Source organism: Methylobacterium sp. Leaf112 (genome assembly GCF_001423295.1).
Classification (GTDB): Bacteria; Pseudomonadota; Alphaproteobacteria; order Rhizobiales; family Beijerinckiaceae; genus Methylobacterium.
Genome location: NZ_LMNG01000031.1, coordinates 247,674 through 268,095 on the forward strand (window position 1 = coordinate 247,674; position 20,422 = coordinate 268,095).

Here is a 20,422-nt window from a genome sequence, read left to right on the forward strand (position 1 = left end):
CATATAGTGACTGGCGCTTCCGCCAGACTCTCAAACGAACCGCATCAGGGGCGAATCCATGCTCACCACCCCCACGCGCCGCAAGCGCGCGGCCACCATCCTCACGCTCGCCGCCACGCTGGCACTGGCGGCGCCCTTGGCGGAGGCACGTCCGGGCGGCAGCAGCGGCGGCATGGGTTCGCGCGGCTCGCGCACTCACGATGCCCCCTCGGCCACCACCACGGCCCCCTCGACCGCAGCGCCGATCCAGCGCACGCAGACCCAGCCCGGTCCGGCCATGGGCAATCCCGGCATGAACCCGGCTGCGGCCCAGCGCCCGCGCTTCGGTGGCGGCTTCATGGCGGGCCTTCTCGGCGCCGGCCTCCTCGGCGCGCTCCTCGGCAGCGGCTTCTCGGGCGGGCTCGGCGGCATCGCGTCGTTCATCGGCCTCCTGCTCCAGGTCGGCCTCCTCGTCCTCATCGTCTCCTTCGCCGTGCGTTGGTTCCGCCGTCGCCAGGCGAGTCCGGCCGCGGCCGGTCACGCTCGCTCGGACCTGAGCGGCAACGGTGCGAACGGGACCGGCGCGAATGGGACCGGGATGGGTGGGACCGGCATGGGCGGTGGCCTCGGCGGCAATGCCGGCCGCGGCCCCGTGGGTGGCGCTCTCGGCGGAATGGGTCGCGGTCCTGCGCCCGTGCAGCCGGTGCAGGCGCGTCCGGTCCAGATCGGACCGGGTGACTTCGAGAGCTTCGAGATCGCCCTGAACGGGGTTCAGGACGCCTACGGCCGTGAGGACGTGCCCGCCCTGCGCAACCTCGCGACCCCCGAGATGGCCGGCTACTTCGTCGAGGAGCTCCGTGCCAACGAGGCCAAGGGTGTCGTCAACCGCATCTCCGACGTGAAGCTCCTTCAGGGCGACCTGTCGGAATCGTGGGGCGAGGGCAACGCCGAGTACGCCACCGTGGCCATGCGCTACGCCATCAAGGACGTCACCCTGGACCGTCGCACCAACCGCGTCGTCGAGACTGGTGCACCCGAGGCCGTAGAGCTCTGGACCTTCGTGCGCGAGCGCGGCGGTCGCTGGGTACTCTCGGCGATCCAGCAGGGTCACTGAAGCCTTCACCATCCGAATGAAAAGCGAGGGCCGCCCGGGAAACCAGGCGGCCCATTTCGTTTGGATCGATGGGTCCCGGACGCCGAACGGGTACGTCGGTCCATCGTCGTGGCATCACGCTTTGACGGACGCACAAGACTTACAGGGTCTCATTATGGATTTAATATGCAGGTCAATACTCGCGAATTGCTGATTCCTATATGCCCGAATTTTGGCGGGCCTCGATATTTGCGTCGCGACGCTAAAACCTACAAATAAAAACAAGACATTTGTAATTTATACAGAGCCCTATAGGCTAAAAGCAAACATGTAAATTCGTTAACCATCCTATTAAGCCACGGGTTTGTGAAGAAACGCCGTTTCGACTTGGAAATAATTATCGCAGATCAAGAAAGGACGCAGCTGGAACTCGCTTGGTCATCGCAATGCTGACAACTCAAGGTTGCATATTCTACGAGCATGACTATCGCCTCGTCGGATTGTCCGCCGTCATTTGTATCCTCGGTTGTTTTGCTGCGACGACGACGATGGCTCAGGTGGAACTGTCGGGTCAGCGCGCCTTCTCGCGCTGGATGCTCGCCTCGGCGGCCGTCTTCGGCTGTAGCGTGTGGTCGCTGCACTTCGTCGCCATGCTGGCGTTCACACCCGCGACCGAGATCGCCTACGAACTCGGCCTTACGGGCGCGTCGATCCTGGTGTCCGTCCTCGGAACCTTGCTCGCGCTCCTCGTGCGGCACCGCCTGCTCGGCACCCCCATGGCCGCAGCGCTCCCCGGAACGATCCTGGGTCTGAGCGTCGCCGGCATGCATTACCTCGGCGTCAGTGCGATGCGGGCCTCCAGCCTCGTCGTGCTCGATCCTTCCTACGTCATCGCCTCGGTGGCGCTCAGCGTGGGGTTCGGGATCGTTGCCCTGACCCGAGCCCAGGCGCTTCTCAGCCTCGCGCGGCGCGTCGAGGTGGCGATCTGGCTCACCCTCGCGATCTGTGGCCTACACTTCACCGGTATGGCCGCCGTGTCGATCACCCCCCTGGAGCCCCTGGAGGGGGCCGACCTTCTTCTCGGGTCGACGCAGCTCGGCTTCGCGGTCGGGTCCATCAGCCTGCTCGTCCTCGTCGCCGGCCTGACGGCCCTGCTGCTGCAGCAGCACCTGTCGCGTCGCAACCTCGACGAGATCAGCCGGATGCGGTTGCTCAGCAACCTGGCCTACGAGGTCCTGCTCATTCATCGTGACGGAAAGGTACTTGAGGTCAACAGCGCCGGAACGCGCCTGTTAGGCATGCCGGTCGAGGACATCATCGGCAAGCCGGTCCTCGATCTCTTCTCCCGGTCCGACGCCCCAGCCCTGATCCGGCGCGCGACCCGGCGGTTGGAGGACCTGCATCCCGAGGAGTTCGAGGCGCGTACGGGGGCGGGCGTCCTCGTTCCCGTGGAACTGTCGTGCCGCATCATCGAGTTCGGCGGTCGACCGGCGACCGCGGTCGCCCTGCGCGATCTCACGGCGCTCAGGCGTGACGAAGCCCGCATCCGTCACCTCGCCCTGCACGATGCCCTGACGGATCTGCCCAACCGCTACCTGATGGAGCAGCGCATCGATCACGCGATCGCGACCGCGGCACAGGTCGGGAGCGGTCTGGCGGTGCTCTATCTCGACCTCGATCGTTTCAAGCCGATCAACGACCTGTACGGACATGCGGCGGGCGACGAGCTGCTGGTTCAGGTGTCCCGGCGTCTCCTCGGCGAGCTGCGCCCGACCGACACCCTCGCGCGGATCGGCGGTGACGAGTTCATCGTCGTCCTACCCCAGGCCGCGACGCCGGCGCATGTCTCGGAGGTGGCGACCCAGCTCCTCGCCGAACTCGCCCGGCCGTTCCGGATCGATAGCCACACCGTCGAGATCGGTGTCTCGGTAGGCATCGCGCTCTACCCGGACGACGGTACCACGGTGGAGAGCCTGCTGCGCGCCGCCGACACGGCGCTGTACCGGGTCAAGGACGAGGGACGCGGTGGCCTGCGCTTCTTCGAAGCGTCCATGGATGCGCAGCTCCACGCCCGGCGCACCCTCGAGCACGAACTGAGCGGCGCCCTCGCCCGCGACGAGTTGCAGCTGTTCTACCAGCCCATCGTGAACGCCCGCACCGGCGAGATCGAGACCTTCGAAGCCCTGATCCGCTGGCAGCACCCGGAGCGCGGCCTCGTCTCACCGGCCGAATTCATTCCCCTGGCCGAGCAGGCCGACCTCATCGCGTCGATCGGGCGGTGGGTGATCGACACGGCCTGCGCCACGGCGGCGACCTGGCCGAAAGCGTGGCGCGTCGCCGTCAACGTCTCTCCGAGCCAGTTCCGGCAATCGGACGTGCCGGCCATCGTCGCCGCGGCCCTCGACCGGAATGCCCTCGACGCGAGCCGCCTCGTCGTCGAGATCACCGAGAGCGTCTTCATTCAGGACGCAACGAACGCGGTGGACGTACTCTCGCGCCTGCGCCAGCAGGGCGTTCGCCTGGCCCTCGACGATTTCGGATCGGGCTATTCGAGCCTGAGCTACCTGCAACAGTTCAAGTTCGACAAGATCAAGATCGACCAATCCTTCGTGCGCCGGCTCGGGCAGGACGCCGACACCCTGACGATCATCGGCGCCATCGTGAATCTCGGGCACAACCTCGGCCTCCACGTCACCGTCGAGGGGGTGGAGACGGCCGATCAGCTCGAAATTCTGCGGGGCCTCGGCTGCGACCAGATGCAGGGCTACCTGTTCGCGCGGCCATCCCCCACGATCACCGGCCGCGAGCTGGAACAGGCCCGTTTGCGCGCGATGTTCGCGGAGACGTTCGTCAGGGCGCGCGCCTGAACGGCGTGCGCCGGCGGGACTACACGCCCGCGGGACTAGGTGCCCGACGCCAGGGCCTGCGCCATGGCGACGAACCCGGCCACCGGCACCTCCTCGGCCCGCGCGGTCTCGGGAATGCCCGCGGCCGCCAGCAGGCGTGCGGGATCGGGGGTCGCGGCCTTGAGGCTCTGGCGCAGCATCTTCCGGCGCTGGCCGAAGGCCGCGCGGGTGACGCGCTCCAGGGTCTCGACGGCGCAGGGCAGGGGAGAGAGCCTGGGCGTCAGCCGCACCACGCTCGACGTCACCTTGGGCGGCGGCACGAAGGCGGACGGGGCGACGTCGAACAGGATGTGGGCTTCCGTGCGCCAGCCGCACAGGACGCCCAGGCGACCGTAATTCGCGCGGTCGGATTCGTCCGCCACGATGCGCTCGGCGACCTCGCGCTGGAACATCAGGGTGAGGCTGTCCCACCACGGCGGCCACACCGGCGCGGTGAGCCAGCCCGTCAGCAGGGGCGTTCCGATATTGTAGGGAAGGTTGGCGACGATCCGCACGGGCCCGGTGCCCAGACCCGCTCCAATGAGGGGCACGGGATCGAAGGTGAGGGCGTCGGCATCCACCACGTCGAGGCGGCCCGGGTAATGCGCGGCGATCTCGGCCAGCGCCGGCAGGGCGCGCGGATCGCGCTCGACGGCGATCACCCGGGCGGCGCCGGCACTCAGGAGCGCGCGGGTGAGGCCGCCGGGGCCGGGGCCGATCTCCACCACGGTGACGCCCTCGAGGGGGCCGGCCGACCGGGCGATGCGACCCGTGAGATTGAGATCGAACAGGAAGTTCTGGCCGAGCGCCTTCTTCGGCTCCAGGCCGTGCGCGCGCACGACGTCGCGCAGGGGCGGCAAGCCGTCGTCGGCGCGGTGGTCGATATCGCTCATGACTTGGGGCTTTTCGCGAGGCGGGCGGCGAGGCGCAGGGCCGCCATCAGGCTGTCCGGACGGGCGATGCCCCTTCCGGCGATGTCGAAGGCGGTGCCGTGGTCCGGCGAGGTCCGGATGAACGGCAATCCCAGGGTCACGTTGACCCCGTCGTCGAACGCGATGGTCTTGATCGGGATCAGGGCCTGGTCGTGGGTCGGGGTCAGGGCCACGTCGTAGGTCGCTCGCGCCCGCGGGTGGAACAGGGTGTCGGCCGGAAGCGGACCGCGGATGTCGATGCCCTCGCCCTGGAGCTGCGCCACCGCCGGCTCCAGCACGTCGCGATCTTCCAGGCCCATGGTGCCGTTCTCGCCCGCGTGCGGATTGAGGCCCGACAGGACGAGGCGGGGGTTCACGAGGCCGAAGCGATGGCGCAGGTCGTGGGCGACGATGCGGGCGGTGGCGACGACGAGCTCCCGCGTGAGCAGCTCGGGAACCCGGCGCAGGGCCACGTGGATGGTCACCGGCACCACCGCGAGGGTCTCGCTCCACAGCATCATCACCGGAAGCGGTACCGCCTCGCCGGGCTCGACGCTCAGCGCCGCGAGGAACTCGGTATGCCCCGGATGGGCGAAGCCGACCTGGGTCAGGACGTACTTGGCGATGGGGTTGGTCACGAGCGCCGTGGCGATCCCGGCGCGCACCAGGGCGACGCCCGCGGTGATGGATTCGAGGGTCGCGCCGGCGTTGGCCGAGTCCGGACGGCCCGCCACGGCGCCGATGCGGGCGCCGCTCGGCAGGGGCATCACCGGGAGCGCGCGGGGAAACACCTCGGTGGCGTAATCCGGGCCGACCTCCGCGATGGGGATCGAGAACCCGAGTTCGCTCGCGCGCCGCTCGACGAAATCCGGGTCGCCGATGAGGAAGAACGGCGGCAGACCGGGGCCTTCGTCGCGGTCCCGCCACGCCATCAGGGCGAGTTCCGGCCCGATCCCGGCCGGATCGCCGAGGGTGAGGGCGATCGGTTGGTGATCGGTCACGCGGCGGTCCGTCCTTGCGCTGTCATACCGACCGCGTCGCAGGTCGGGGCCGACAAGGCAAGGCGGCCGGGCTCACCGGATGGTGGCGATCCCGTCGGACGTGGTGGCGGTGCCGAGGTTCTGGCGCAGGTCCGCCTCGCCGAGGGTCTTGAGTTCGACGCGCAGCAGCACCGTGCGGTTGCGCTCCGCCGTGCCCAGCGCCGTGGCGATGGGCGAAACGATGTAGTTCAGGGACACCGTGGTGCACTCGTCCTGATAGCCGGCCCCGAGGCTGATGCCCGAGAGGTAGGACTTGCCGGGATTCACATAGATCGGCGACGGGCCGACGGGGTTCTGCAGATAGGCGGTGTAGGCGTCGGCGAAGTTGTCGCGCACGTCGAGGTAGTGGCTGAGGTCCACCAGGGCCGAGCCGGTGACGAACCAGTTCGGCGTTACATGGTAGGTGGCGGACGCGGTCACGCCCTCGCGCCGATGTACGAAGCCGAGGGCCGGCTGGGCCTCGTAGTAGGAATAGAACACCGACAGGTCGAGGGGCAGGAACGGGGCGAAGCGGGCCGTCACGCCCGTCTCGAACCGGTTGACGGCAAAATCCCGCTGGTCGAACCGCGCCCGCGAAATGAAGCTGATGTTCTGGTTCGGCGAGAGCTGGAACCGGCCGACGAAGTCGGACCGGCGGTTCTCCAGGCCCGAATCGAGGCCCACATTGGCGATGTCGCCGCGGCGGAACGAGTTGACGCCGGCGATCTGGATCGACTCGCCGAACATCACGTTCGCGTACCAGCCGGCGGGCGTGACAACGGAATATTGCCCGCCGATGTTGGTCCGCAGGCCGCCCTCGACCCGGTCGTACCCTGAGAACTTGTCCCACTGGAACAGGGAGGTGTCGTCGAAGACGAGGCTCTGCGCGTCCTCGTTGGGCAGGCGGCCGATGCGGGTCTCGCTCGGGCGGGCGATGACCTGGACGATGGGCTCCAGGGTGTGGACGCCCAGCGGCCCGAAATTCGAGACGAACGGGTAGCGGTAATCGAGGCCGATGGCCGGCATCACCCGGCCGGAAATGTCGGAATCCTGGGTCGTCAGGTTCTGCGCCAGGGCGTTCTGGTAGCCGGAATTGCGCGGGTCGACGAAGAACGCGTCGGTGCGCAGGTAGGCGAACGGGGTGAACACCTGACCGGCGTCGTCGATGAAGGTCCGGCGCCACGACACCTGCGCCGAGGCGCGGGTCGTCGTGCCGGCCAGGCCCCGGATCAGGCAGGTGCTGCGGGTGAAGGTCAGGCAGGTCTCGTAGAGCGGGAAGCTCTGGCCGTTGGCGCTCGGGCTCAGCAGGTACGCGCCCGTGCGGGGAATGCCCTGGAAGTCCGTGGCCTCGCGGGTCAGGCTGGTGATGTTGGATTCGAATCGGACCTCGCCGCCGAGCGGGGCCGGCCCGTTGATGCGCTTGTCGTAGTCGATGACCGGCGCAACGATGGGCTGTTCCTTCTGCCAGTCGAAGCTCGACAGGCCCTTGAAGTAGTAGCCCCGCGCCTCGAACCACGAGCGGTCGCCCTGTCCGATGAGGTAGGCCGTCGAGACCGCCTCGCGGAAATAGTCCGTCGTGATGCTCTGGTTGCGGATGCGGTAGTTGTCCAGGAACCACTTGTCGGTGACGCCGACGAGGTCCCAGCCCGTGCGCCAGCGGTCGTTGATGTAGAACTGGCCCTTCGACTCGACGGCGCCGCGGAAATCGCGGTCCCCGGCGCCCAGCGGCCCGGGCAGGAACGCGCTCGGCGTCGTCTGGAAGATGCCCGAGAGACGCAGGTTGTATGAACCCGTCTCGAGGCGCTGGCGGAACTCGGCCTGGCCCAGCACACCCTGGTTGCTGAGGAAAGCCGGCGACAGGGTCAGGTCGTAATCCGGCGCGAGATTGAAGAAGTACGGCACGGCGAGGCCGCTGCCGAGCGCCGTGGACGAAATGAAACGCGGCGTGAGGAAGCCGGATTTGCGCTTCACGCTCGGATCGGCCGTCTCGAAATACGGCAGGTAGGCGAGCGGGATGCCGGCGATCTCGAGGGTCGATTCCTCGAACGCGATGGTATGGGTCTCGTTGTTGTGGATGATCTTGGTGGCGCGGATCTGCCACAGCGGCGGCGTCTCCGGGTTGTTCTTGCACGGCTCGCAGGCCGTGTAGGTGCCGTACTCGAAGCTCGTGCGGTCGCCCTCGATCCGCTCGGCGCGGGGCGCCGAGAACCGGGTGCGGACGGGCTGGCCCTTCACCTCGATGGTCTGCTGGATGCGCAGGGCGTCGATGAAGCCGTTCTTGAAGTCGTCCGTCAGCTCCATCTTCGCGCCGGTCAGCACCGCCCCGGTCTCGTCGGTGAGGCGGACGTTGCCCTCGGCGAAGACCCGGCTGGTGTTGCGGTCGTAGAGGACGCGGTCGGCCTGCAGGGTGCGCGGACCGTAATGCAGCTCGGCGTTGCCGCGCGCCGCGACGGTGTTCTTGTCGTTGTCGTAGACGAGCTCGGCCGCCTCCACGAGAAGGCGCTCGGCGGGCTTGTTCGAGGCGGGCTTGCCCGAAGCCGGCTTCGCCTTGGCGTCCGTCGTCTTGGCGTCCGTTTGCGCAGCCGGACGGGCATCGGCCGCGGTGGAGACCACGGCCGGGAGCAGCGCCAGCAGACCGGCGGCGAGTGCGATGTCGGCGACCTTACGCAACGCGAGTCCCAACTCCTGCCACGACCCCACCCCGTTTCCCGATCCGGAGATCAGCATCAGCCGTCCTCCTGGTAGAGAAGCGTGAGCGTACCGAGAAGACTTCCTACCACAGCCGGGAACCACGCCGCCACCGCCGGCGTCACGATCCCGGACGCACCCAGTCCCTCGAGGAGCTGCCGGGCGACGTAGAGCGCGAACCCGGCCGCCACGCCGCCGAGCACGAGCTTTCCCACGCCACCAAAGCGGAAGAACCTTAAGGAAACGCTGGCCGCCACGAGCACCATGGCGACGAAGAGAACGGGGCGCGCCATGAGCACGTCATACTGGAGACGGTAGCGCGTGGCATCCAACCCCGCCCGCTCGTTGCGTGCGATGGTCTCGGGAAGTTGCCAGAAAGGCACAGATTCCGGGGGTGTGAAGCGCTGGCGCACCTGTCCGGGGTCGAGGGTGGAGGCGATGAGATATGTGGAAAAGCCCTCCGGCGGCGCGTCCGGGGTGAGGAGGCGGGCCTCCTGCAGCTCCCAGTACCCGTCTTGGAGGATCGCCCGCGCGGCATCGATCTCCGACACGAACGCCCCGGCCTCGTCGAAGGTATAGGCCGAGACGCCCGCCAGCGTCGTGGTGCCCTCAATGGCCGTCTCGGCCCGCAGGATCGCCTGCCCGTCGACGCTGCGCTGGCGGATCCAGATGTCCTTGCCCGAGCCCGCCTTGGTGGAGCGCGCGAAGATCTTCGCCTCGATCTCGGTGGAGCGCTGCTTCAGCAGGGCCGAGACCGGATTGTATACGCCCACCGTGAAGGCCCCGATGGCGAGCGCCACGAACAGTCCGGGCTGGAGGAACTGCCACGCCGAGATCCCGGCGGCCCGCGCCACCACGAGTTCCAACTTGCGCGAGAGCTGCAGCAGCGAGGCCATCGATCCGAACAGGATCGCGAAGGGCAGCACGCCCTCGGCCACCGCCGGGGTGCGGAACAGGGCGAGCTGGGCCATCAACCCCGTGGACGCGCCCTCGGCGTCGCCGGCGCGGCGCAGGAGCTCGACGAAATCGAGGGTGTAGACCAGGGTGAAGACCGTGAGGAACACGCCCAGGATGGTGCGCAGGAACCGCAGCGCGAAGTAGCGCCCGAGGGTGAGGCCGATGAGTGCGCTCACGGCTCAGGCCCGTCCGAGGCGTCGGCGGCGCAGCAGCCCGGCGAGGCGCGCGTTCCAGGCCCGGACCGCGGGCCCGTGGAAGATCACGACGCTGGACAGCGCGATGGCCAGCAGCGGCACGGCGTAGATCGCCACGACGGCGCCCTGGCTGCGGGTGGCGGCACTGGTGGCGGCGAACCCTGCGATGCGCAGCACCACCACCGCCAGCACCGCCCCGGCGACGGCGAGCCCCCGGCCCTGGCGGGTGGTGCGGGGATCGCCGAGCGCCGCGAAGGCGATGAAGGTGAGCGCCAGCGGATAGAGCCACGACGACAGGCGGTCGTGCAGCTCGGAGCGGAAGCGGCCCTTCTGGAGCTGGTAGTAGCCCTCCGCCCGATCGGGAAAGAACAGCTGCGTCGTCGAGCGCTCGCGCGGCTTGTAGGTCACCTCCGAATCCGGAGGCGTGAAGGCGGCCAGATCCACGGTGTAGCGCTCGAAGGTGATGATCGAGGAGTCGCGCGAATCCTTCTGCTGCCGGTGCACGCTGCCCTTCTCCAGGGCGAGGTAGCTCTGGCCGCCGTAATCCACCGCCTGGCCGCGCTCGGCGAGGTAGACCACGCTTTTTCCCGCCTCGCGCTTGTCCTGGATGAAGATGCCGAGCAGCGATCCGCCCGGTCCACGCTCGCGGAAATGGAAGGTGATGCCGCTGTCGAGGCTGGTGAACTGGCCTTCCTTGACCACGTTGGCGATGAAGTCGCCCCGCACCCGGGTAAGCACGTCGCGCAGTTCCTGGAACGAGGACGGCATCACCTGGATCGTCAGGAACGCCACGGCCAAGCTGACGGCGAGGCCGAGGGTAAGGAACGGGCGCAGTATGCGGCGTGGCTTCATCCCCGCCGCCGACATGACGATGAGCTCGGAATCGCCGTTGAGCTTGTTCAGGGCGTAGACCACGGCGATGAACAGGGCCACCGGCGAGATCACGGTGACCAGGGTCGGCAGGGACAGGCCGGTGATGAGGAAGAAGATCACCAGGGTCTGGCCCTTGGCGGTGATGAGGTCGAGTTCCCGTAGGGCCTGCGTCACCCAGATCGTACCCGTGAGGCCGACGAGGCAGGCGAGGAAGGCTCCGAACGCGATTCGGAAGATGTAGCGCTCGATCTGCGTCATCGGTTCTCGCGGACGGATCTCCCGGGGGACGTTTGGCCGGGTCACCGATGCGGCGACCCGCCGATGTAGCGCAGGCCCGCAGGTCGCGTCGAGCCACCCCTGAAGCGCACCAAACCGGGCGGTTTGACGGCGTTTTCCGCCGCCGCGCCATCGCGTTGCGTTCTGACGCTCGTCGGGTACACAGGAAACCGATCCGGCGCCGCCCGTCCTTCGCGTGCCGCGCCGCACACACTCGACGCGCGACCTTGGCGCGCCCATGGAAAGCTGCAGGCATGGCGGACGGTATCACGATCGCATTCGAGGCCCTCGGACCGGTGGGCCGGGGCGACCTCGTCGTCTTCGTCGGCGACGATCTCGCCCTCTCACCCGAGGTAGCCCAGGCCGTCGGGCGCGGTGCCGCCGACCTCGTCGCCCGCGCCGCCGCGAGCGAGCGCTTCAAGGGCAAGTCCCTCTCGGCCCTCACCCTGCCGGCCCCCGCCGGCCTCGACGTGGACCGCCTGGTGGTGGTCGGCCTCGGCTCCGAGAAGGACCGGGCCAAGCTCGACTGGCCGGCGCTCGGCGGCTTTGCCGCCAGCAAGGTCACGGGCCGCACCGCCACCCTGGCGCTGGTGCTCCCGGGCGTGACGGTGACGCCCGAGAACGCCGCCGACATCGCGCTGGGCGCCCGCCTGCGTCACTACAGCTTCGACCGCTACAAGACCAAGAAGAAGCCCGAGGGCGAGGAGACCCGCGGCACGACGCTCACCCTCATGGTGACCGATCCGGCCGCCGCCGAGGCCGCCGTCAGGACCACCGATGCGGTGGCCGAGGGCGTGATCCTGGCGCGTGAACTCGTCAACGAGCCGCCGAACGTCCTCTTCCCGGCGGAGTTCGCCCGCCGCGCCGAGGACCTGACGAAGCTCGGCGTCGAGGTCGAGGTGCTCGGCCCCGGCAAGCTCGAAGCCCTCGGCATGGGCGCACTCCTCGCCGTGGCCCGCGGCTCGGTGCGCGAGCCCCGCGTGGTGATCATGCGCTGGAACGGCGGAGCGGCGGACGAGGCCCCCATCGCCCTCGTCGGCAAGGGCGTGTGCTTCGATTCCGGCGGTATCTCCATCAAGGGGGCGGCCGGCATGGAGGATATGAAGGGCGACATGGGGGGTGCGGCCTGCGTCGTCGGCACCCTGCACGCCCTGGCGTCCCGCAAGGCGAAGGTGAACGTGGTAGGTGCCATCGGCATCGTGGAGAACATGCCCGACGGCGACGCCTTCCGCCCCGGCGACATCGTTACCTCCATGTCGGGCCAGACCATCGAGATCATCAACACCGACGCGGAGGGACGCCTCGTGCTCGCCGACGTGGTCTGGCACGTCCAGGGCGCCTACAAGCCGAAGTTCATCATCGACCTCGCCACCCTCACGGGCGCGATCATCGTGGCGCTCGGCCAGGACATCGCCGGCCTGTTCTCCACCGACGACGACCTCGCCGCCAAGCTCACCGCCGCCGGCGAGGCGACCGGCGAGGCCGTGTGGCGGATGCCGCTGATCCCGGCCTACGATAAGGCCATCGACTCAAAGTTCGCCGACATGAAGAACACCGGCGGTCGCCACGGGGGTGCGGCCACCGCCGCGTCCTTCATCAAGCGCTACACCAACGACGTGCCGTGGGCGCATCTCGACATCGCGGGCGTCGCCATGTCGTCCTCGTCGTCGGAGATCAACCGGAGCTGGGGTGCGGGCTGGGGCGTGCGCCTCCTCGATCGCCTCGTGCGCGACAACTACGAGGCGTGAGCCGCGTATCCGCCACCGCCTGGGCGCTGGCCCCGGCGGCGGCCGCGATCCTCGGCGTGGGCCTGGCCTGGGCGACGGGGTTCAGCCAGCGCACGGTCCTGCCGGGGGTGGTCGAGGCGCGATTCTACGGCTTCTTCCTCGACCGGTACCCGCTGTTCGCAGCCGCCATCCTATACGGGCTCGCCGCCCTCCTCGTGACGATGATCCGGCCGGGGCCGGGCCGACCCGTCCGGCGCCTCGCCGGCGGCGCGGTCGCGGTCGCGATGCTGCTCGTCGCCGGCCTGTATCCGACTTTCGGCGGCCCAACCCTGCGGTCGGGCTTCGCCACGGGCGGCGTCGCCTTCCTCAACGGGCAGACCATGACGGTGGCCTACGGCCTCGGCGCGGCCTCGGCCGCGTTCGTGTTCGGCCTCGCCTTCGGTTTCGGCAGCCTGCTCATGGCCGGCACCGTCCGAAGGGGTGGAGGCTGGGGCCGATGGCTCCTGGCGGCGGGCGGGCGCGTGCTGGTGCGATACCTGTCGCTCTGGTTCGCCCTCGCGATGCTCGGCCTCGCCCACGCCGCCGGGCTCGGCGCCTGGCCGCGCCGCCCGCTCACGGGCGGGGAGGCGGCCCTCGCCGCCGCCCTCGTCCTCCTCGCCTTCCTGCCCCATTCGGCGCTCGCCTGGCTCGACAACCGGGCGCGCCATCGGCCACCATCCGGCGCGGTGGCTTGATCCGGGCCGGCAAATCCGAAAAGATGGTTCAGATGTGAACGAAAGCGGCACCAAGCCGCTGCGCCGCATCACAGGGAGGTTCGCAATGCCCCAGGATCGGGTGGCCCCTCGTCGTGGCGCCGAGCGTCCGTGGCTGTCCGCCTACCCGCGGGGAATGCCGGCGGAGATCGACGTGGCGGCCCTCGGCACCCTCGTCGACCTGTTCGAGGACACCCTGCGGCGCCATCCCGACCGGCCGGCGGTGCAGTGCTTCGGCTCCCGCATCACCTACGGCGCGCTCGGCGAATCCGCGCGGGCGGTGGCGGCGTGGCTCGCGGCGCAGGGCTACGGCAAGGGCGACCGCATCGCGATCATGATGCCCAACGTGCCGGCCTACCCGGTGGCGATCCTCGGGGTGTTGCTCGCCGGCTGCACCGTCGTCAACGTCAACCCGCTGTACACGCCGCGCGAACTTACCGCGCAGCTCGCCGATTCCGGCGCGCGCGCCCTCTTCGTCCTCGAGAATTTCGCCCACACGGTGGAGACGTCCCTTGCCGAGGTAAGCCTGGAGCGCATCGTCGTCGCCGGGCCGGGCGACGGCCTCGGCCTCAAGGGGCGGGCCATCGGCTGGGCCAGCCGCACCCTGAAGAAAGCGGTGCCGGCCTATGCCCTGCCGCCCGAGCGGACGGTCCGGTTCGAGCAGGTCCAGCGCCTCGGCCGGACCCTGCCGCGCCCGGTCGTCGCCCTCGCCCCCGACGACCTCGCCTTCCTGCAATACACCGGCGGCACCACGGGGGTCGCCAAGGCGGCGATGCTGACCCACCGCAACATCGTCGCCAACGTCGCCCAGTGTCAGACCTGGTTCTGCATCGACGGCGACGACGGCCGCGAGCGGGTGATGATCACGGCCCTGCCGCTCTACCACATCTTCGCCCTGACCTGCTGTTTCTTCCTGTTTGTGAAGCTCGGCGGGTGCTGTCTGCTGATCCCAAACCCGCGCGACGCCGACGGCTTCGTGAAGACCCTCAAGGGCAACCGCTTCACCCACCTTTCCGGGGTCAACACCCTGTTCAACCTGCTGGTGAATCATCCGGGCATCGGGGCGGTGAATTTCGGCCACGTCGATTTCGTCATCGCCGGCGGCATGGCGGTGCAGGCCCCCGTGGCGGCCAAGTGGAAGACCATCACCGGCACCACCATCGTCGAGGGCTACGGCCTGTCCGAGACCTCGCCCGTGGTCTGCGTGAACCCGCCGAGCCTCGTCGAATGGTCCGGCACCATCGGCTTCCCGCTTCCGTCGACGGACGTCGCCATCCGCACCGTGGACGGGCGGAGCGCCGGCCCCGGCGAGCCCGGTGAATTGTGCGTGCGCGGGCCCCAGGTCATGGCCGGCTACTGGAGGCGCCCCGACGAGACCGCGCGGGCCACCACGCCGGACGGATACTTCCGCACGGGCGACGTCGCGGTGTTCGAGCCCGACGGGCAGGTCCGCATCGTCGACCGGATGAAGGACATGATCCTGGTCTCGGGGTTCAACGTCTACCCCAACGAGATCGAGGAGGTTCTGGCCGGCCATCCCGGCGTCCTCGAATGCGCCGTGGTGGGCGCGCGCCACGACGAGACCGGCGAGATGGTGGTGGCCCACGTCGTCCGGCGAACCGACGAGACCACGCCCGATCTCCTGCGGGCCTTCGCCCGGACCCAGCTCACGGGCTACAAGGTGCCGCGCCGGGTGGTGTTCCACGAGGCCCTGCCGAAGACCAATGTCGGCAAGGTCCTGCGCCGGGCCCTGCGCGACGATCCGCCCGCTTCGTGAGATCGCGCCGCGTGTAACCAAACGGGCCGCCGGTCCGTATGGTGGGCATCGGGCGGATGCCGAGAATCGACGCCGGGCGTCGAAGTGAAGCGTTCCGGCCGGCATCTGCGAAGGAGCCTCACATGCACATCAAGCGTCCGCGCGGCTGGGAAATCCCGGAGCACCTCGCGACCCCCGAGAGCGTCTTCCTCGACCGCCGCGCCCTGCTCGGTGCCGGGGCCGGTCTGGCTGCATCGGCGCTCCTGGGCGCCCGCGGCGCGCACGCCGCCGCCGAGCCCGGCCTGTACCCGGCGCCCCGCAACGAGGCCTACGCCCTCGACCGCGCCGTCACGGCGGAGAAGTACAGCGGCGACTACAACAACTTCTACGAATTCGGCATGTCGAAGAGCGTGCTGCCGGCGGCCAACGCCCTCAAGACCAAGCCCTGGACCATCAAGATCGACGGCCTCGTCGAGAAGCCGTTCGAGATCGGCTTCGAGGACCTCCTGCGCAAGGTGACCCTGGAGGAGCGGCTCTACCGCCACCGCTGCGTCGAGGCGTGGTCCATGGCCGTGCCGTGGACGGGGTTTCCCCTCTCGAAGCTGGTGGCGCTCGCCAAACCCGCCTCGGGTGCGAAGTACATCCAGATGCAGACCTTCCTCGACCCCGCCATGGCGCCGGGCCAGCGCTCGTTCCTGTACCCCTGGCCGTACATCGAGGGGCTGACCATGGCGGAGGCGGCCAACGACCTCGCCTTCGTGGTCACGGGCATCTACGGCAAGGCCCTGCCGAACCAGTTCGGCGCGCCGATCCGCCTCGCGGTGCCGTGGAAGTACGGCTTCAAGTCGGTGAAATCGATCACCAAGATCTCGTTCGTCGCCGAGCGGCCCAAGACCTTCTGGGAAGGCCTGCAATCGGCCGAGTACGGCTTCTGGGCCAACGTCAATCCGGCCGTCTCGCACCCACGCTGGAGCCAGGCGACGGAGCGGGTGCTGGGCACCGACCAGCGCGTGCCGACCCTGATCTACAACGGCTACGGCGAGCAGGTCGCGGGTCTCTACAAGGGCCTGGAGAAGGAACGCCTGTTCGTGTGACGGAGCCCAGGCGCGGCGCTCAGTAGATCCAGCGCTGCGCCTTGGCGACGAGGAAGTCCCGGAACGCCTGCACGCGGGCCACGGTGCGCATCTCCTCGGCGTAGACGAGGTAGCTCTCCATGTGCGGCATCTCGCTGTCGCGCATGACCTGGACGAGGCCGGTGCCGCTCTCGACGGCGTAGTCGGGCAGGATGCCGATGCCGGCGCCCGTCTCCATGGCCTGCTGCAGGGCCGTGATGTTGTTCACCGTGAAGTGGATCGGCCGGCGCTCCTGGCCCTCGCGCCCGACGGTGGCGAGCCAGTGGGTGGCGAGCAGGTAGGACGGCTCGTTGCCGCCGAACGAGATCAGCCGGTGGTTGTCGAGGTCGGCGATGCTCTTGGGCTCGCCGAAGCGCTTGACGTAGTCGGCCGCCGCGTAGGCGTGGTAATGCACCGTGAACAGCCGCCGCTGGATCAGGTCGGGCTGGGCCGGCCGCCGCATGCGGATCGCGACGTCGGCCTCCCGCATGGCGAGGTCGAGTTCCTCGTTGGTGAGGATCATCTCGACGCGGACGTCGGGGTAGAGGTCGAGGAACTCGGCCACGCGCTGAGCGAGCCACGAGGTGCCGAGCCCCACGGTGGTGGTCACCTTGAGGTCGCCGGACGGGCGCTCGCTGGTTTCGACGAGGCGCGCGCGGGTGTTCTCCAGGCGCAGCTTCATGTCCCGCGCGGCGCGGAACAGCAGGTCGCCCTGCTCGGTGAGGATGAGCCCCCTGGCGTGGCGGTGGAACAGAGGTGCCTTCAACTCGCGCTCGAGGGCGCTGATCTGGCGGCTGACGGCCGATTGGCTCAGGCCGATGTCGTCGCCGGCGCGCGTGAAGCTGCCGGCCTCGGCGACGTTGAGGAAGATGCGGATCTTGTCCCAGTCCACGGCGTCCACTCCCGTACGCACCCCGGTGTCGTCCCGTTCGCCGTTGCCGGCCCGGACCCTGACACGCGCCGCGCGGTGACCCACGGATCACAGTGTGGGTCGTCCATGCGAGAAGCGCCGACGGCCCATGCCGTCAGCGCTCAGGTTAGGACTTCGATCTTGCGATTGTGTTGCGGCCGGGCGCAAGCCGCGGCGGACAAAAATCGCTATTCGGCCGCAGCTTGCTGTGGGGTCTCGCCGACTTCGAGGGCGGCGATGAACTTTTCGGCGTCGAGGGCCGCCATGCAGCCCATGCCGGCCGCCGTGATCGCCTGGCGGTAGATGTCGTCGGTGACGTCGCCGGCGGCATAGACGCCGGGAATCGCCGTGTGGGTCGTCCCCGGCTTGGTCTCGATGTAGCCGCCGTCGCGCATGGCGAGCTGACCCTCGAAGATCGCCGTCGCGGGCTGGTGCCCGATGGCGATGAACACGCCGTCGGTCTTGCGTTCGACGATCTCGCCCGAGCGCACGTCCTTGAGGCGCAGGTGCGTCACCGACGGGGGCTTCTGCGTGCCGCAGACTTCCTCGACGGCGTGGTGCCACAGCACCTCGACGTTGGGATGCTTGAACAGGCGCTCCTGCAGGATGCGCTCGGCCCGAAACTCGCCCCTGCGGTGGACCACCGTCACCTTGGAGGCGAGGTTGGCGAGATAGAGCGCCTCCTCCACGGCGGTGTTGCCGCCGCCGACCACCACGACCTCCTTGCCCCGGAAGAAGAAGCCGTCGCAGGTGGCGCAGGCCGAGACGCCGAAGCCCTGGAACGCCGCTTCGGAGGGCAGGCCGAGCCACTTCGCCTGGGCGCCCGTGGCGATGACGAGGGCGTCGCACGAGTAGGTCTCGCCGGAATCGGCTTCCAGCCGGAACGGCCGGACCTTGAGATCGACCTTGGTGATGTACTCGGACACGATTCTGGTGCCGACATGCTCGGCCTGGGCGCGCATCTGCTCCATGAGCCACGGCCCCTGGATCGCTTGCGCGAAGCCCGGATAGTTCTCCACATCCGTGGTGATCATGAGCTGGCCGCCGGGCTGGAAGCCGGAGATCATCAGGGGCTCGACCATGGCGCGGGCGGCGTAGATGGCGGCGGTGTAGCCGGCCGGCCCCGAGCCGATGATGACGAGCTTGGAATGGGTGTGCGCCATCGGATTCGTCTCCTTCAGGATGGGTCGGCGGAGGCCAGGCGCGCGACATGCGCGTCGTAGGCCCGCGCCATCGCCTGCGCGATGGCCGGCGTCGCGTCGAGGGGTTCGTAGCGCAAGGTCTCCAAACGACCGATGAAGGGCTTCAACGCGCCCGCCATGGCGAGGCCCGCGAACAGCCGCCTGTGACGGATATAGGTCTTCGGCAGGTCGAACAGGAGGACCGGGGCGCCCGTGCTCACGGCCTCGCCGACCATGTTCGCCGAATCCGACGTGACCACGATGGACTCGGCGAGCGCCAGCATGGCGACGTAGGGGTTCTCGCCCGTCCCGTCCCAGAAGAACCCGCCCTTGGCCGCGACCAGGGCCTCGAGGGCGTCGCGCAGGTCCGGCGGGGTGCGGCGCGAGACCGTCAACATCAGCGAGCAGCCACCCTCCGAGAGCTTGGTCAGATCGCGCACGAGGCGGCGCATGTCGGCGTTGCGGTAGGTGAGATGCCGGCTGTCGCCGCCGATGAGCACGGCGATGCGCGGCCAGGGCAGGCCGGCGAGGCGCGGATCGGGCCGGGCGCGCGCGGCGGCGAGGCGCTTGGCGGACACCTGATGCGGCGCGGTGAGGGTGGTGAAGACGTTCTCCCCCCGCAGGTCGTCGTAATCCGGCACCCAGACGAAGTTGGCGGTCTGCGGTCCCGTGCGCGGGTCCTTGAGGAACGCTGTGAAGGTTCGTCCCCCCGAGGCTTCGCGGACGGCCCGCAGGTACGGTACCGACCGCCGACCCGAGGCGACGAGGATGTCGGGCAGCGGCCCCGACAGGGCGCCGCGCGCCCGGCCCGGCCGATCGCCCGGGTCCACCGGCCCCCACGGCGCCATCCAGCCGAAGGGCGGGCGCGGCGTGATGCGCCGGGTCTCGAAGGCGAGGCCGAGGGTCTCGGCGAGGCCGAGGCACTGGTTCTCGTCGCCGGCCTTGCCGTCGGTGACGATCCAGGTCCTGGCCTGGGCGATCTCGCGCGGAGGGGAGGGGGTCGTTGCCGGACGGCCGGACGGTGCATGCATCCGGGACGCTTTCGACATCGGCGCCGCCACGTCAATCCCGCCGGTCGGTTCGCCCGACGATCACTGCGACGGCAGGGCCCGCCGAAGCCAGCCGGCGTAATGCGCCGCGATGGCGGTCACCCGCCGACGCTCCGATTCGGGATCGTACCAGGCCCCCCCGGAACTCGCCGGGACGACGGACAGCTGGGGATGCCGGGCCAGCACCTCGCCACGGCGACCGACGAGGAGGGCCTCCCCGTCGAGATAGTCGGAATCCATGCTGCCGCCGAAGCCGCTCCGGCCCTGGTTGCCGACATAGGGGTTCATCGACAGGCTGCGCAGGCGCACCACCAGGGTCGGGCCGCGCCCACCGGAAACATCGGCGAACTCGGCGCGCAGGGCCTGGGTAAGATCGTCCTGAAGCGCCCGGGCGCGGGGACCGTCCCCCTGGGCGAGGAGGGGTCCGACATCGACGCGGATGCCGGACAGCCGCTCGCCCCCGAGGCTCGGCAGACCCTGGGCCGAAGCCGGGGCGGCGAGGGAGAGGAGGCCGAGAAGGCCTCCCGTCCCGGCCCAGCGCAACAGGCGGCGCACGACGACGCTCAGGCGCCGTACTGGACGGCGACGACCTCGTAGGACTTGCCGCCGCCGGGCGTCGTCACTTCGACGGTGTCGCCCACACCCTTGCCGATGAGGGCGCGGGCGATGGGGGAGGTGATGGACACGAGGCCCGAGCGCACGTCGGCCTCCGGCTCGCCGACGAGCTGGTAGGTCTTCTCTTCCTCGGTGTCCTCGTCGACGAGCTTCACCGTGGCGCCGAACTTGATCTTGGTCCCGGAGAGCTTGGTGACGTCGATCACCTCGGCGCGCGCGATCATGCTTTCGAGTTCCATGACGCGGCCCTCGTTGTGGGACTGCGCCTCCTTGGCGGCATGGTACTCGGCGTTCTCCGATAGGTCGCCGAGGGCTCGTGCCTCGGAGATCGCCTGGATGATGCGCTGGCGCTCCACCTGCTGGCGGTGCTTCAACTCCTGCTCCAGCGCCGCGTAGCCGCGCACCGTCATCGGAACCTTGTCTATGGTCATCGTCTCGCGCCACA

16 protein-coding genes are annotated in these 20,422 nt (G+C 69.2%); 6 read left to right on the plus strand and 10 right to left on the minus strand.

Annotated elements, in window-relative coordinates:
- The first annotated feature begins 58 nt into the window (after positions 1 to 58).
- Positions 59 to 1,093 (plus strand): TIM44-like domain-containing protein, encoded by a 1,035-nt coding sequence (locus tag ASF52_RS17020; RefSeq protein WP_056174505.1) that lies wholly within the window; start codon positions 59 to 61, stop codon positions 1,091 to 1,093.
- Positions 1,094 to 1,620: 527 nt separating this feature from the next.
- Complete coding sequence (locus tag ASF52_RS17025) at positions 1,621 to 3,939, plus strand: bifunctional diguanylate cyclase/phosphodiesterase (protein ID WP_244473845.1); 2,319 nt, start codon at positions 1,621 to 1,623, stop codon at positions 3,937 to 3,939.
- A 35-nt stretch (positions 3,940 to 3,974) separates the two neighbouring features.
- On the opposite strand, the gene rsmA is transcribed toward ASF52_RS17025, so the two are convergent.
- The 5 genes from rsmA to lptF form a co-directional block, all read right to left on the minus strand.
- Entirely contained in the window at positions 3,975 to 4,850 is an 876-nt protein-coding gene (gene rsmA / locus ASF52_RS17030) for a 16S rRNA (adenine(1518)-N(6)/adenine(1519)-N(6))-dimethyltransferase RsmA (RefSeq protein ID WP_056174509.1), read from the minus strand.
- Positions 4,847 to 5,869, minus strand: coding sequence for a 4-hydroxythreonine-4-phosphate dehydrogenase PdxA (pdxA, locus tag ASF52_RS17035; protein ID WP_056174510.1), 1,023 nt, complete (start codon positions 5,867 to 5,869; stop codon positions 4,847 to 4,849). The genes rsmA and pdxA overlap by 4 nt, the downstream gene beginning before the upstream one ends.
- 72 nt (positions 5,870 to 5,941) lie before the next feature.
- Positions 5,942 to 8,614 (minus strand): LPS-assembly protein LptD, encoded by a 2,673-nt coding sequence (locus ASF52_RS17040; protein WP_056174512.1) that lies wholly within the window; start codon positions 8,612 to 8,614, stop codon positions 5,942 to 5,944.
- Entirely contained in the window at positions 8,614 to 9,708 is a 1,095-nt protein-coding gene (gene lptG / locus ASF52_RS17045; RefSeq protein ID WP_056174513.1) for an LPS export ABC transporter permease LptG, read from the minus strand. The genes ASF52_RS17040 and lptG overlap by 1 nt, the downstream gene beginning before the upstream one ends.
- A 3-nt stretch (positions 9,709 to 9,711) precedes the next feature.
- Positions 9,712 to 10,857 (minus strand): LPS export ABC transporter permease LptF, encoded by a 1,146-nt coding sequence (gene lptF / locus ASF52_RS17050; RefSeq protein WP_056174515.1) that lies wholly within the window; start codon positions 10,855 to 10,857, stop codon positions 9,712 to 9,714.
- 272 nt (positions 10,858 to 11,129) lie between these two features.
- On the opposite strand from lptF, the gene ASF52_RS17055 reads away from it, so the two are divergent.
- The 4 genes from ASF52_RS17055 (at position 11,130) to msrP (ending at position 16,204) form a co-directional block, all read left to right on the plus strand.
- Positions 11,130 to 12,623, plus strand: a complete 1,494-nt coding sequence (locus tag ASF52_RS17055; RefSeq protein ID WP_056174517.1) for a leucyl aminopeptidase — start codon at positions 11,130 to 11,132, stop codon at positions 12,621 to 12,623.
- Positions 12,620 to 13,336 carry a hypothetical protein gene (locus ASF52_RS17060; protein WP_056174519.1) on the plus strand — a complete coding sequence of 239 codons (717 nt, stop codon included), beginning with the start codon at positions 12,620 to 12,622 and terminating at the stop codon, positions 13,334 to 13,336. Before ASF52_RS17055 ends, ASF52_RS17060 begins: the two co-directional genes overlap by 4 nt.
- An 85-nt stretch (positions 13,337 to 13,421) precedes the next feature.
- Positions 13,422 to 15,131, plus strand: a complete 1,710-nt coding sequence (locus tag ASF52_RS17065) for an AMP-binding protein (RefSeq protein ID WP_244473846.1) — start codon at positions 13,422 to 13,424, stop codon at positions 15,129 to 15,131.
- 122 nt (positions 15,132 to 15,253) lie between these two features.
- A complete protein-coding gene (msrP, locus tag ASF52_RS17070; RefSeq protein WP_056174521.1) occupies positions 15,254 to 16,204 on the plus strand; it encodes a protein-methionine-sulfoxide reductase catalytic subunit MsrP in 951 nt (316 codons plus the stop codon).
- Positions 16,205 to 16,223: 19 nt separating this feature from the next.
- Here the strand turns inward: msrP and ASF52_RS17075 are convergent, their stop codons facing one another.
- The 5 genes from ASF52_RS17075 to greA form a co-directional block, all read right to left on the minus strand.
- Positions 16,224 to 17,114 (minus strand): LysR family transcriptional regulator, encoded by an 891-nt coding sequence (locus ASF52_RS17075; protein WP_056175021.1) that lies wholly within the window; start codon positions 17,112 to 17,114, stop codon positions 16,224 to 16,226.
- Positions 17,115 to 17,320: 206 nt separating this feature from the next.
- Positions 17,321 to 18,295 carry a thioredoxin-disulfide reductase gene (trxB, locus tag ASF52_RS17080; RefSeq protein ID WP_056174523.1) on the minus strand — a complete coding sequence of 325 codons (975 nt, stop codon included), beginning with the start codon at positions 18,293 to 18,295 and terminating at the stop codon, positions 17,321 to 17,323.
- A 14-nt stretch (positions 18,296 to 18,309) separates the two neighbouring features.
- Positions 18,310 to 19,344 carry a mitochondrial fission ELM1 family protein gene (locus tag ASF52_RS17085; RefSeq protein ID WP_056174525.1) on the minus strand — a complete coding sequence of 345 codons (1,035 nt, stop codon included), beginning with the start codon at positions 19,342 to 19,344 and terminating at the stop codon, positions 18,310 to 18,312.
- Positions 19,345 to 19,404: 60 nt separating this feature from the next.
- A complete protein-coding gene (locus ASF52_RS17090; protein WP_056175024.1) occupies positions 19,405 to 19,905 on the minus strand; it encodes a hypothetical protein in 501 nt (166 codons plus the stop codon).
- A 20-nt stretch (positions 19,906 to 19,925) separates the two neighbouring features.
- Positions 19,926 to 20,402 (minus strand): transcription elongation factor GreA, encoded by a 477-nt coding sequence (gene greA, locus ASF52_RS17095; protein WP_187272944.1) that lies wholly within the window; start codon positions 20,400 to 20,402, stop codon positions 19,926 to 19,928.
- Positions 20,403 to 20,422: the final 20 nt, after the last annotated feature.

Excerpts from the sequence above, each read along its gene's own strand:
- ASF52_RS17065 (WP_244473846.1), top strand. The coding sequence starts at position 13,422 with ATGCCCCAGGATCGGGTGGCCCCTCGTCGTGGCGCCGAGCGTCCGTGG.
- ASF52_RS17020 (WP_056174505.1), top strand. The coding sequence starts at position 59 with ATGCTCACCACCCCCACGCGCCGCAAGCGCGCGGCCACCATCCTCACG.
- ASF52_RS17025 (WP_244473845.1), top strand. The coding sequence starts at position 1,621 with ATGGCTCAGGTGGAACTGTCGGGTCAGCGCGCCTTCTCGCGCTGGATG.
- ASF52_RS17085 (WP_056174525.1), bottom strand. The coding sequence starts at position 19,344 with ATGCATGCACCGTCCGGCCGTCCGGCAACGACCCCCTCCCCTCCGCGC.
- msrP (WP_056174521.1), top strand. The coding sequence starts at position 15,254 with ATGCACATCAAGCGTCCGCGCGGCTGGGAAATCCCGGAGCACCTCGCG.
- ASF52_RS17055 (WP_056174517.1), top strand. The coding sequence starts at position 11,130 with ATGGCGGACGGTATCACGATCGCATTCGAGGCCCTCGGACCGGTGGGC.
- lptF (WP_056174515.1), bottom strand. The coding sequence starts at position 10,857 with ATGACGCAGATCGAGCGCTACATCTTCCGAATCGCGTTCGGAGCCTTC.
- rsmA (WP_056174509.1), bottom strand. The coding sequence starts at position 4,850 with ATGAGCGATATCGACCACCGCGCCGACGACGGCTTGCCGCCCCTGCGC.
- ASF52_RS17040 (WP_056174512.1), bottom strand. The coding sequence starts at position 8,614 with ATGCTGATCTCCGGATCGGGAAACGGGGTGGGGTCGTGGCAGGAGTTG.
- trxB (WP_056174523.1), bottom strand. The coding sequence starts at position 18,295 with ATGGCGCACACCCATTCCAAGCTCGTCATCATCGGCTCGGGGCCGGCC.